Consider the following 12,372-nt stretch of genomic DNA (forward strand, 5'->3'; position numbering starts at 1 on the left):
TTATTAAATAAATAACGATGTCGTTGGTGATTTTAGCAAGGTGAAATAATCACATAGCTAGTGAGATTGGTTAAGCATGGATGAACAATGGAAACAATTGAACGGATCTTTCAAGCCATTCTTTTTGAAATGATAGTACTTTCTATTTTGATACCTACGTCAGTTATCATTGGTGGTTTTAAGGCAGAAAAAATGATAGTTGTGGCAATTGGACTATCTTTATTTGCGGTATTTTGGAACTATATTTACAACATAATATTCGATAATTTTATGGGGATAAATCGTTCAGCAAGAGGTTTAGCTGCACGTTGTATTCACGCAGTTGGTTTTGAACTGGGTATGATCGCAATAACACTGCCAGTAATAGCTTGGTATTTAAATATAACGTGGATAGCCGCATTAATTTTAGAAGCAGGTTTTCTAATCTTTATACTGGTATACACCTTAATATTTAACATATTATACGACCGCTATCAGCCTTATCAAAAATGGTTTAGTAAATAACGTCTTTAGCTTAAATGCTAAAGACGTTAAAGTTTGTCTCGTAAAATGTGTTTCATAAAGTCTATCGCTTGCAGCAAACTTTGAATAACTTACTGAGACAACAATATAACCTGTTACATTCTTCAGGCCAAAATCTTAAATTGTTTCATGGAAGCGCTCAGCTGCCGAGGTTTTTGCGATTGCCATCCTTGTTTTATCGGGGGCAGATCAATCATCAACAACCAGCCCTTGTTATCATCGACAATTAAATAAACACCTTGGTTGAGATCAGCTTTCATATTTTGTCTGCTTCTTATTTCTTATAAAAAACAAGCCAAATGGATTACCTGATTTTTGCCTACGTTTATATAAAACAGTAATGGTCAGTAACAGCGCTAAAATTTCTGCGCTTGGTCCTGCTAACCAAATGCCTTGTTCTGCAAACAATAGTGGCAAAATAAATATCAACGGTAGGGTGAAAATGTATACTTTTGCCAGCCGTAAAATAGCAGCTCTTTTGGCATCGCCCATGGCTTGGAACACAACACCCACCATCATTAATGGGCCTAATAAAAATAAGGCTGATGACATAATAGGTAAAATACGCGACACTTCTGTAGTGACATTGATATCGTTAACAAACACACCGCCCAACTGATTTTTAAGCAGTAAAATAACAAACTGACAAAATACACAATAAATAAAAGCGATGATAATGGCTATTTTAATTGCACTGTTTGATCTTAACCATTCTTTTGCGCCAATGTTATTACCTAAAATCGTTTGAAACGCCATACTTAAACCTAACAAGGGCAGAAAAATAAAGGTCATAATTCGCGTAATAATGCCATAAGCAGCAACTGTCATACTGTAGTTCGCGTCACTCCAAATTTGTAAATTGTATAAAATAAAAGCAGAAGAAAGTGCCACACCAACATAAGACAAACTTGTTGGCGCGCCTAACGCTAAAAAGTCTGACCATAACTTACGGTTTGTAGTGAAACGCACAATAGCAACTTTTAACGCGGTTTTACTGTAACGACGAAATAAGTACACGGCAAACAGGGATAAGGTTTGCGCTAATAACGTACCATAAACAGAACCAATAACTCCCCAGCCAAGTATCGCAATAAAAATATAGTTAAACACAATATTGAAGAATACTGATAATAAAGGCACAACCGCCATAAAAGACATCTGTCCTTCACAGCGTAAACTATCGCTATTAATAGTAAGAATAAATAATAACGGCGAGAAAAATATCATGAGTGATAAGTAATCATAACTCATACTAGATAAGCTTACAGAGCCATTATTAACAAACAACACCAAGTGCTCACCGCCCACTAAAAAAAGTACAATTAGCGCCATGCAAACACACATAGACAGCGTAATCGCTTGACCATAAGCGGATATAGCTTCATTCTTCTTATTAGCACCTAATAACCTTGCCATTACACTTGAAAAACCCGCAGACACCCAACTTGATAAAGCGACAAGTAACATAAAAGCAGGAAATACTGAAGTAACAGCGGCAAGAGCATGAGCACCAACAAACTCACCAAGAAAATAGGCATCAACTAATGAAAACGACCCATTAACTAACATCATTAATACGATAGGTGCAGCGGTTTTCATAAACACAGACGGTAGTGAACCGACAAGAAACATGTTGTTAGCGTGGGGCATTGTTATTTAACTCCTAATGGGATAAAGCTCGTCAGTGAAAAGATAATAAATAAAAAACTATTTAATTGGTAAATAAATATCAGTGATCACTTCATGTTCAGACACGTCATGAACAAAATTTACATAATGAAAAAACACAGGAAAATCTCTGCATTGTTCACCACTTGTTGGTAACCATTGTTTATATAAATAATAAACGCCTTTACTTAAATCATCACGATTACCAATATCACGAATAACGGCACAGCGTCCTGCAGGAATAATTTGATTTACTACACCAAATTCATTCTCTGGAATGTCTACTGTAACTGCGCCGCAAAGATCAAAATGAAAGTCTTCTGCTTTTACTACATTAGGATCAGAATATGGTATGCCGTAAGTATTATTGGTTTTTATTGGTGATAACTTGCTGGCTTTGCGCCAAGCAACAAACTTCATCGATGTTTGGTAATGAAGTTTAGGATCACCATAATGCGCCAATGCCGCAACTTTTTGTTCTTTAAAATCAACAATGTTCACATGCATTTTATCGTCCGTATTTTCAGTTAACGCTAGCGTTAATGTATTGGTTTTGTCGTGCCAGTTAAGCCATTGAGGAGACTTTCTAAACTCAGAAGGGCTTTGCCCAAACTCGCGCTTAAAGGCTCTTGAAAATGCCTCGGCACTTTCAAACCCAGCTTCAAAAGCAATGTCGATAATTTTAATGTCAGCTTTAAATACCAGCCTAAAAGATGCACGTTTAAGGCGTGACATCTGAATAAACTTAATCAAATTAAGCCCAGTGAAAGCTGAAAAAACACGATGAAAGTGAAACTTAGAAAAACCTGAAACTGCACTTAATCGATCTAATGTTAAGTCATCATCAAGATTCTGATTTATATAATCACATACCCTAATAATATTTTGTTCGTAATTACTCATTTGATAAGACTTACCCCATTATTTATTGCCTTAGCAATTAATTCTCTATGTAGTTTAGATTTATTAATCTTAAGTAGATATTACACGTTGCCATGAAAAAATATTGACTGAAATTGCTAATTTTTGAATTAATTAAAATAATTAACAAACACATGCAGTAAATGTAATTAGCATTACTTTAGGATTTTTTATGATGCATTGAAACGTATTATAAGTGCATGGCTGCATGGCTGCATGAGATGTAATTGAGTGGTATTGCTGTGTGCTATTTTCTAATGACTTAACTAGCAAAGGTACCCAGTAATAGTATGGTGTACCTTCGCTAAAGATAGTTTATTGTCAGTCTATTTTAGTTAGTATTATCAGTGTATTGTTAAAATCTACAATGCACTGATAATACGTACACGAGCTAGATCATAACACCAGTTATAAATAATCGCGTATAACAAGAAGAATAGAATAAGGGTTGTTTCCATCGCGGCAACAATCCAAAAGTCTAACTGTAGTACCCACATTATTAATGGGAGCGTGACGAAAGTTAGTCCTAATTCAAAACCGAGTCCATGACCTATACGCATTTTAATTGTACGATTGATGCGATCATCTCCGAAAATATGATCGAATACTAAGTTGTAAAAATAATTCCAGAACATCGCAATTAATGACAGGCCTATAGCTAATCCTGTGGCTGATTTTGTATCTACATCGATAAAATTCATTGCGGCATATATCATAAATATTAATGCAATCGCTTCAAATAATACGCTGTGTAAAATACGCTCTGTTGTACTAATACTTTGCACGTTCATGCTAAATTTCCTTTCGTTGCTTTGTATTGATGTTGTTATAATAATCATTCATTATGAAAGAATATAGTTAGTTACTATCAGGAAAAGTGATATGTATAATTTAGAACAGCTGAGAATGTTTGTAGAAACGGCAAAATCTGGCTCATTCTCGGCATGCGCGCGTAAGTTAGGCAAGGTTCAATCTGCAGTGAGTCAAGGGATTGCCAACCTTGAAATAGAACTTAATACCCGATTGTTTGATCGTACTAGCCGTAAACCAACTTTAACACCACATGGGGAAAGATTATTACCGTTTGCTCAAGCAATTTTGCGACAGACTTATGAGCTTGACTCAGTAAACAATGCATTAAGTTTATTTCATGAAACAGAGGTTAAAATAGCGCTAGATGATGCCTTACTTCCGGTAGTTACCGATATTTTAAATAATTTTTCAACGAAGTTTCCTGGTACTAATTTGGAGCTTTATGCTGTTTCAACACCCGATGTATTAACCTTGGTGAACGCTGAACGAGCTGATATAGGGCTGATGTTTGCGAATATCGGTTTCCCGAAAGAAGTGGATTTATGTTACATAGGGAGTTTGCCGTTTTATGGCGTTGTGAGTCCATCACATCCACTAGCGAGTATGGATATAGTCACCGTTTCAGACTTATCAGCCCACCGTCAATTATTGACAAGAGGGCTTGATGAAAAAACCTTGCCGCAAAGCCCAAATATATCTTCGCATACTTGGTGGGGAAGTAACTTTAATGCTGTTAACACAATGGTAAAAGCAGGATTAGGTTGGAGTTATATTCCTGCTTATATGGCAGAACAATACGAAAAAAGAGGTGAAATGGTACGCATGAATTTAAGTTTCGATCATAAGCCGTGGCCTATGCAAATTGAACGTGTGATGACCAAACAAAAGGCCAAAGGGCCAGCCTTGATATGGCTGGCTGATGCGGTCACTCATATATTGGATAAATAATAGCTTTATTGCCTTAGTTATTCTGCTAAATCATGATGGCTTTTATAATCACCTGTGTTGTCAAAAGTACGCTGTTCGGGTAAATCGCTAATGACTTGCAAGATCTTTTGACCACTTAATGCCTTTGTTAAGGTAAAACCATCGTACAACTTTCCATCTGTGGTAAATGATTGATATATTAGCTTATTATTGTTTTTTTTAATTACCTGATAAGTAGGAGTATTCTCGCCTATACGTTCAAGAGTCACACCATAATGACTATATTCTTGCCACCGTGTCAGTTTTTGAGGATAGGTTTTAGGGCCTGCAACTGATGTCACAAATACCGATTTAACTTTTTTAGGTGACGCATGGCTGGCCAATACGGCAATATCTTCTTTTGTACCTATACTGCCACGCGCATACGTGTGATCGTGACCTTGTAACACTAAGTCGACATTATGTTTTAATAAAACAGGTAAGAAAGCCGCTCTTACTTCTGGCTCGTCTTGACCTGGGGTATTTAATGGTACGCCACAAGATGAAAATACTGGATGATGCAAAGTGACAATTCGCCATTGTGCGGTGCTATGTTGTAGTTGATCATCTAGCCATTCAGCTTGTGCTTGTAATAATGCAACGTCACCTTGAGCTTCAGAGTTAAGTACAAAAACATCTAAATCGGGGTAATGTGATACGTAAACAGTTTCTTGTAATGCTTTAGGTAAACTAGGAGCAGGAGGCAATGTGAATTGATCTTGCCAAAGTGTTGAAAGCGCCCAATTTTTCTGAGTGCTCGCCTTTGTACTCGTTTTTATACTGTTATTTGTATTTTCATTAGCTTGTACTTGCCAATCATATTCGTGGTTTCCGGCGACTAATACCGCAGGGAGCATGCCATGTATAAAGCGCCCAGCATTAAGCCAGTTTGACCACTGCTTATCATTCGCTCCTTCGTTTACTAAATCCCCAGCGTAAATAGCAAATTCAGCATTGGTTGCGTTTTTCCATGCCCGTCGTAAAACCATGGGCCAATGAGAGTAAATGCCGTTTTGTGCATCACCAAAATAAAGAAATTCGACATCTTTATTCACTGTTACCGGCGAAGTTTTAATTTGTTGCCAAGGCGACCATTTACCTTTGCTACCACTAACACGGTAGTTATATAGGGTATCTGGAGATAAGTTTTTAAAGGTAATTGCATGATAATTAACATCGGGCAATTTATTATTAGCAGTGTACTTAAATTCCCCTTGATTATTTTTACCTTGTTTTAAAGAGACAATACTGGTGATTGCGTTAACGGTACTGGCACGCATATCAAACCTGGCATCTGAATTTGCTTTAACTATTTGTCCATAAGTACTATCGGTAATATTATTAGTTCGCCAAGTAATTGATATACTTGTCGCCGGATCTTCTGTCGCTGTGACAATAATACGATCTGGCCATGAAGAGGCCAATTGATAAGGGGTTTCTGATTTAGAGACTTGCGCCGTATTAGCCAATGCGGCATTTGATATAAGTAAGAGTAGAGCTAAGCAAAAAAAACAAGTTGATGAAGTCATAAAGTCACCTGAAAATGTACTAACACTTAATAGAAAAGCGTCACAACAATATGAGACGCTTTATGGTAAGAAAATAACGCACCCATTATGGGCACGTTATTTATATTGGTGGTTAAAATGCGTAGCTAATACCACCACCATAAGTTGCTGGTGCACCAACTAAGCGAGAGCCACTATTGAGTTCAAGAAAGTAAACTTCATCAGTAATATTGCGGCCATAAGCATATAAATTTAAACCATTGTTCAATGTTACATCCACACGTAATCCAAGTAAGCTGTACGAAGGCGTGGTGTTTCCGTCACCCGCGTTTAAACGATTAGACTCTTCACCGTGGTAGCTGTAATTAAGGCGTGCATTTAACTGAGTATTGTTAGCGAATGACGTTTCATAATTAAGTGCGGCCGTTTGGCTCCATTTGGGTGAGCCAGGAAGTGGATCGCCAATGGTGCTGATAACATCGTTCACACGATTTGAATTAAATTCAGTAATCTCAGTATCTAAATAAGTACCTGCAGTATTGAAGGTAACTCGATGACTATCTTGTTCAAACAAAGTAACCGCTAGTGAGGCTTCGGCACCACGAACGGTAGCTTTACCTACGTTTGTTCTACCGTTTGTATCATTTGATAAACGAGCTGTCGCCTGTAACTCTTCAAAGTCATAAGAAAATACATCTAAGGTAAAATTGACTGTGTCATTTACATAACGTGCTCCTGCCTCGTAAGCAAATACTTCTTCTGATTCAAAAGGCTGCGTTTCTTCTTCTGAAAAAATAGAAGTACCGTCGAAGCCACCACCACGATAAGCCGTACTGACAGAAGCAAATACGTTAAAGTTGTTGTTAACAAAATATTGCACAGCTAATTTTCCTGACACGTTGCTGTCGTCAAATTGTCGATCCCAAGAAAAGTTAGCATCAGTGTTAAAAGTATCTTCAAATATCGATAATCCCCAAGGATCTGCATCAATGTTTTCGCCACGAAATTTAGCGCTATCTTTGGTGTAGCGTAGTCCTGCACTAAGCACTAAATCGTTAGATACATTCCAGTCAAGATTACCAAAAGTAGCAACACTATTACGACGTTGATTATAAGGGGAGCTGTACTGAGACAATACAGCATAGCTGGTCCAGTTACTGGTAAAGTCGACAGAATCGTTGATAAAAAAGGCACCTGCTATCCAATCAAATTGGCCGCCAGTACTATCACTTAACCGTATTTCTAACGATGTTTGATTCAAACTATCATCAAAATTGTATTGATAGCGCGGGAAAGAAGTACCATCACCATTTCCACTAACGTTACGATCACTACTTTGAAGTGCAAATAGCACATCTAAATTTAAATCTTTATCTAATTGACGACTGAAATCACCTGAAAATCCGCTTACGTCTATTTCGTGTGAATAATATTCACTGGCATAGAATTCATAAGGATTATCGTTTTCACCGGCATTAAGAGCAGAAGTATCATCATCGAATGCAATGCGATCATATTGGCGAGTATCGCCACGGTTTTGGCTAACAAAATAGTGTAAGGTTAACGATGTTATATTATCAAATTCATATTCAGCAGTGCCTCGAAAAGCAAATAAATCAGCATCACCAAAACCATCACGTTCACCGGGATCTGTCACCGCAGGAATAATTCCTTCAGTACCTTCAGGTACGAACCCAGCAAAATCACCCGCGCCTTTACCATCCATAAAGCCACCACCTTGCTTCATTAATACTGCAACCCGTACACCTAAATTATCTGATACTGGGCCACCAACAGCAGCGCTACCAGAAACAAAGTCGTATGAGCCATATTCAATATCGGCATAACCATTTAAGGTATCACCTGGGGCACGCGTAATTGCATTAATTGTACCGGCTGTAGTATTGCGACCATATAATGTACCTTGCGGTCCTTTAAGTACTTCAATACGTTCTAAATCAAAAAGCGGCATACTTAAATAAGCATTAGAGGTTTGGTAAATACCATCAACATGCAGGGCAACTGACGGGTTACCATTAGGTTTGTAATCATCAGCACCACCAATACCACGAATAGTGATAAAGCTGTTTTCAGGGCCACCAAAAGCTGAATTGATTGATATGCCCGATAAACTATCGATTAGGTCGGTGAAATCAGTGACACCTTGAGCTTTTAATTCATCGCCACCTAGTACTGAAATTGCTACGGGCGTATCTTGTAAACTGCTCTCGCGTTTAAGGCCAGTCACTACAATTTCATCCATTGGGGCTTGATAGTTAGCAGCACGTTTATTAGGTGAAGCAGGGCTTAAGTCTGCTTTTTTTATGATGATGGCACCACTTGGTTGTTCTTGGGCTATTAATCCACTGTCGAGTAATAATTGGTCAACGGCTTCAATAACTGTCAGTTTACCTATTGCAGCAACGGCTTGTTTATCACTAACTAAGCGACTTGGTGCAATAATCACGGTTCCTGTTTGTTGAGAAAGCTGATTAAGCGCTTGCCCTAAAGGTTGAATGGAAATATTTATTTCAGCTTGTTGTGCAAATACATGTTGAGGCGTTAAAGAAGCAAGTGCGCCACTAAAAAGTGCAAACTTAATAGAGCTACTGAGTAATGTTTTCATAATGTATCTTCCGGTTAATTAATAGAGGTTCGTTACAAGAGTCATCAAGAAGAATTTTTTTTCAGTAAATGTTGATGTTTAACAAAAGCTTCATAAATTGAAGCTTATGAAAAACGTCCAGAGCCCTTACTTACTATGACTTATCATTAATTTTTTGTTATTACAGTACGATTTACTTCTTCTGTTAACTTAATAGGATAAGCGGCAACTAATCCTGATAGAACAGAGTCAATTTGATCAAAAGTAAATGATGCGGTGATAGGTAGATGATTGATGCTTTCATCTGAAACAATAATAGGTTTTGTAACGTAACGATTAATATCTACAATGACATTTTTAAGCGGTATATTGTCGTAAATTAATCGTGAATTTAGCCAAGAAAATTCTGTTTCCGGGTTAAAATGAGTAACACCATTAACAAATGCGCCATGAATATCAGCACGTAATTGTTGGTTTGGATGCAATTGAACCACTTTTTCATCTTTACTACCATACTCAGGTAAATCAGCTACATCGACAAGCCCACGTTGTACTGAAATTTTTAACTCATTGTCAGTACTATATTCAACTTCAAATGCTGTACCACGAACCCGAACTTCAGTATGCTGAGCTGATACTGAAAAAACACGTTCTGAATCATGAGTTACGTCGAAATAAGCACTACCTTTACGCAGTGATATACGCCTTTCATGTTGATTTATATCCACCAAAATACTGGAATTTCCAGCTAACGTAACCGCGGTACCATCACTTAATGTAACCGTTTTGTTTTCACCTATAGGTGAAGTAAACACTATTTCAGATGCTGTAACTTTCATGGTTTTAGGTGCTTGAAAAGAATTGTTAACAACTAAAAATAAAGCACTCGCGGCAATACCACTTAGCCATAACGCTGATTTAGTGAGTATAGATTTTGATTTTTTTGTCGGTAACGAAGCAGGTTTTCGTATCGCATATTGTGCTAGCCATTCTACCGATGAATCTGTCGCTCCTATGGTTTGCCAAACTTTGTATGACTGGCTAAATGCTTGCCTATTCACATCATTTTTATTTACCCATATTACAAATTCATCACGTTTTTTTTGTGTAGTTTCACCAGAATATAAATAGATAAGCCATTCTCTTGCTTGATCTTTTACCGTGTTAGCTTGATTTTCGTTGTGTTGATCTGTCATGATTTGTACTCGTCGGGTAGGGCGCTTGCAAGTGAATTACTACTAGTATTTTTAACTAACTTATCGTTATTGTTGCTAGATGATTCTTCGTCAATCGCTTCTAAAACAGACATTGCTGTATTTAATTGACGGCAAATATCAGCAAGACTCCAGCCTGTATCTGCAGCAATTTGTGCGTATGTTTGACCTTTGATTCTGGCGCGCATTAATATATCGCGTTGTTTATCAGTGAGTTGTTCAGTAGCTTTTTGAATAACGTGAATACGTTGTTCACTCTGTAAAATACGTTCAGGGCAAAATGTGTCAACTTGGTCTTCATCAATTTGCAGTTGTTCGGTAATAAATTCTCGCGCTTTGCATAAATGACCAATAGATTTAAGCGTAATGTTGATAGCTATTTTTATGATATATGCTTTGGGATCATGTATTTGCTGGGGATTATTCATTTGTGCAAAACGGCTAAATGCTTCTTGGGCAACATCTTCTGGCTCTGGAGGGCCTGAGCCATAGCACTTATGTAACAATCGACAAACATCTAACCAGTGATCACGAAATAAAGTATCAATGGTCTGTGTTTTAGCAGACTTTGTTTTTAGTTTATGAATGGTTGCAGATTTAGCAGAAGGCTCTTTAACATCGGAATTGAAAAATAACGGGACATTGGACAGCGCTTTATTCATTTTAGTTAACCTAATAGCAATGAAAATCGGCGGAATATTATCGGTGTTTTATGACAAACTTATGACATTTAAGGTTTATAGAGTTGGTTTAACAAAAAGTTAATATTTTTATCAACAAGTTTTAATATTTGTCATTATGGATAATTATTGTTGAGAAATAACTTCATATTAAAGTTAGCTCATTATCTATGTAGCTAATTTGAGGATAAGAAATTTCGATATCTGGAAGTAATATTTATCAACTTGAATAATTGGCTTATCAGAAAGAAATGCTAATGACATTGAGTAAGCATTTTTGTCATCAGCAAATAATATTTAACTCGTCAAAGATAAATTTGGTGAAATGAAAAACTTCTAAGCTGTAATCAAAAGTATAGACGATCAATACGGTGACGCTATGTGAATTCTAACTGGTAGTAACAGCCAAATAGAATCAGATTTCACATAGCGTTAGGTTTAAGAATTAACAACCTGACAAAATTAGCTACAAAGCTACTAGTTAACTAAATATACGCTATGTCCAGTATTAAATAGTATCGGATTTAGCAAGGGTGTTTTTATAGAGAGGGGCCTTGAGCACTTATTGTTAATCCAAATTAAGCACTGGATCGGATCCACTCTTCACTGGGAAATCATTTTGTTGAATTGATTAGTCTATTTAGCACTTTAGCTTAATGACATTTTACTGTTTGCAAGTTAACAACTAGATTCTATATTTTCTTTTTAATAAAAAGATAATGCACTTTGATGCTGTTTCACTATTAAGGTAAATATAATATTAACCACTATGTATAATAGTATTTAAAATCGTGAATCGTTTTCACAAGGAATACCATCATTGTCGCCGTCCATTTTTGTATTAGGACAATATCTGGTAAAAAACTCAGCTTCAGCGCGTGAATTCATTTGGCTGCAATACTGCCTACCATCACATGAAAACTGTGTACCTGTATCAGATAGTTCACTCTTTAACTCATTGCTTAATACTGAGCTACTTGGTATTTGATTATTTGGTGTTTGTTGTCCTGAGATCTTTGATACTAATCGTTGATATGTAAAAAAACCAATTACGAGTAACATTAGCAGTAAAACAAGTTTGTTCTTTCGTCTTGGAGATTTTCTTCTAATACGAGGCTTCTTTGTTAACCTTGATTTTGCTGCTACACCTTCAATACGACAATTAACAGCGCTGGATTTACCATTTGCCTGTTTTTCAACTTCAAAATAGATGAAATCACCAACTTTAGGCTCTCGACTCATGGCTTTTAAGGTTGAAATATGAATAAAAACATCGTGTTTAAGCTCATCTGATTGAATAAATCCAAAACCTTTAACACCTTGCCAATTTTTTAGCTTTCCTTTGTACATCACAGTTCCATTGTAAGTTTATTTGTAAATGACTAACTAAGTTAATATCGCTTAGAAAAATCAACTTGGTTAGTCATATTTATCCATTGTAAAAAATAGCTGAAATAGAATTTCAACATGTTAGC

General features: G+C 36.7%; 11 protein-coding genes. 2 read left to right on the forward strand and 9 right to left on the reverse strand.

Going from position 1 to position 12,372, the window contains the following annotated elements; genetic code table 11:
* Window positions 1-87 precede the first annotated feature (87 nt).
* Window positions 88-504: a PACE efflux transporter gene (locus KO509_RS14780; protein ID WP_215974045.1), complete on the forward strand. Its 417-nt coding sequence runs from the start codon at window positions 88-90 to the stop codon at window positions 502-504.
* A 122-nt stretch (window positions 505-626) separates the two neighbouring features.
* On the opposite strand, the gene KO509_RS14785 is transcribed toward KO509_RS14780, so the two are convergent.
* The 4 genes from KO509_RS14785 to KO509_RS14800 all read right to left on the reverse strand — a co-directional run bounded on the left by KO509_RS14785 (window position 627) and on the right by KO509_RS14800 (window position 3,902).
* Window positions 627-782 carry a hypothetical protein gene (locus KO509_RS14785; protein ID WP_215974046.1) on the reverse strand — a complete coding sequence of 52 codons (156 nt, stop codon included), beginning with the start codon at window positions 780-782 and terminating at the stop codon, window positions 627-629.
* Window positions 772-2,172: an MATE family efflux transporter gene (locus KO509_RS14790; RefSeq protein WP_215974047.1), complete on the reverse strand. Its 1,401-nt coding sequence runs from the start codon at window positions 2,170-2,172 to the stop codon at window positions 772-774. The genes KO509_RS14785 and KO509_RS14790 overlap by 11 nt, the downstream gene beginning before the upstream one ends.
* A gap of 57 nt (window positions 2,173-2,229) precedes the next feature.
* A complete protein-coding gene (locus KO509_RS14795; RefSeq protein WP_215974048.1) occupies window positions 2,230-3,093 on the reverse strand; it encodes an AraC family transcriptional regulator in 864 nt (287 codons plus the stop codon).
* Window positions 3,094-3,473: 380 nt separating this feature from the next.
* Window positions 3,474-3,902 carry a PACE efflux transporter gene (locus KO509_RS14800; RefSeq protein WP_215974049.1) on the reverse strand — a complete coding sequence of 143 codons (429 nt, stop codon included), beginning with the start codon at window positions 3,900-3,902 and terminating at the stop codon, window positions 3,474-3,476.
* 91 nt (window positions 3,903-3,993) lie between these two features.
* Between KO509_RS14800 and KO509_RS14805 the strand changes: the two genes are divergently transcribed.
* Window positions 3,994-4,872 (forward strand): LysR family transcriptional regulator, encoded by an 879-nt coding sequence (locus KO509_RS14805; protein ID WP_215974050.1) that lies wholly within the window; start codon window positions 3,994-3,996, stop codon window positions 4,870-4,872.
* Between the two features lie 17 nt (window positions 4,873-4,889).
* Here the strand turns inward: KO509_RS14805 and KO509_RS14810 are convergent, their stop codons facing one another.
* The 5 genes from KO509_RS14810 to KO509_RS14830 all read right to left on the reverse strand — a co-directional run bounded on the left by KO509_RS14810 (window position 4,890) and on the right by KO509_RS14830 (window position 12,247).
* Complete coding sequence (locus KO509_RS14810) at window positions 4,890-6,419, reverse strand: metallophosphoesterase family protein (RefSeq protein ID WP_215974051.1); 1,530 nt, start codon at window positions 6,417-6,419, stop codon at window positions 4,890-4,892.
* A gap of 112 nt (window positions 6,420-6,531) precedes the next feature.
* Complete coding sequence (locus tag KO509_RS14815) at window positions 6,532-9,024, reverse strand: TonB-dependent receptor (RefSeq protein ID WP_215974052.1); 2,493 nt, start codon at window positions 9,022-9,024, stop codon at window positions 6,532-6,534.
* 146 nt (window positions 9,025-9,170) lie between these two features.
* Entirely contained in the window at window positions 9,171-10,199 is a 1,029-nt protein-coding gene (locus tag KO509_RS14820) for a FecR domain-containing protein (RefSeq protein ID WP_215974053.1), read from the reverse strand.
* The gene (locus KO509_RS14825; RefSeq protein ID WP_215974054.1) at window positions 10,196-10,879 is read right to left on the reverse strand and encodes a sigma-70 family RNA polymerase sigma factor; all 684 of its coding nucleotides are present in this window, start codon (window positions 10,877-10,879) and stop codon (window positions 10,196-10,198) included. The genes KO509_RS14820 and KO509_RS14825 overlap by 4 nt, the downstream gene beginning before the upstream one ends.
* A gap of 801 nt (window positions 10,880-11,680) precedes the next feature.
* Window positions 11,681-12,247 (reverse strand): excalibur calcium-binding domain-containing protein, encoded by a 567-nt coding sequence (locus KO509_RS14830; RefSeq protein ID WP_215974055.1) that lies wholly within the window; start codon window positions 12,245-12,247, stop codon window positions 11,681-11,683.
* Window positions 12,248-12,372 lie beyond the last annotated feature (125 nt).

Origin of the sequence: Colwellia sp. C2M11 (genome assembly GCF_018860915.1) — a bacterium.
Classification (GTDB): Bacteria; Pseudomonadota; Gammaproteobacteria; order Enterobacterales; family Alteromonadaceae; genus Colwellia.

What these genes read in the sequence shown, in the direction of transcription:
- KO509_RS14780 (WP_215974045.1), top strand. Translation starts at nt 88, where the DNA reads ATGGAAACAATTGAACGGATCTTTCAAGCCATTCTTTTTGAAATGATA.
- KO509_RS14785 (WP_215974046.1), bottom strand. Translation starts at nt 782, where the DNA reads ATGAAAGCTGATCTCAACCAAGGTGTTTATTTAATTGTCGATGATAAC.
- KO509_RS14790 (WP_215974047.1), bottom strand. Translation starts at nt 2,172, where the DNA reads ATGCCCCACGCTAACAACATGTTTCTTGTCGGTTCACTACCGTCTGTG.
- KO509_RS14795 (WP_215974048.1), bottom strand. Translation starts at nt 3,093, where the DNA reads ATGAGTAATTACGAACAAAATATTATTAGGGTATGTGATTATATAAAT.
- KO509_RS14800 (WP_215974049.1), bottom strand. Translation starts at nt 3,902, where the DNA reads ATGAACGTGCAAAGTATTAGTACAACAGAGCGTATTTTACACAGCGTA.
- KO509_RS14805 (WP_215974050.1), top strand. Translation starts at nt 3,994, where the DNA reads ATGTATAATTTAGAACAGCTGAGAATGTTTGTAGAAACGGCAAAATCT.
- KO509_RS14810 (WP_215974051.1), bottom strand. Translation starts at nt 6,419, where the DNA reads ATGACTTCATCAACTTGTTTTTTTTGCTTAGCTCTACTCTTACTTATA.
- KO509_RS14815 (WP_215974052.1), bottom strand. Translation starts at nt 9,024, where the DNA reads ATGAAAACATTACTCAGTAGCTCTATTAAGTTTGCACTTTTTAGTGGC.
- KO509_RS14820 (WP_215974053.1), bottom strand. Translation starts at nt 10,199, where the DNA reads ATGACAGATCAACACAACGAAAATCAAGCTAACACGGTAAAAGATCAA.
- KO509_RS14825 (WP_215974054.1), bottom strand. Translation starts at nt 10,879, where the DNA reads ATGAATAAAGCGCTGTCCAATGTCCCGTTATTTTTCAATTCCGATGTT.
- KO509_RS14830 (WP_215974055.1), bottom strand. Translation starts at nt 12,247, where the DNA reads ATGTACAAAGGAAAGCTAAAAAATTGGCAAGGTGTTAAAGGTTTTGGA.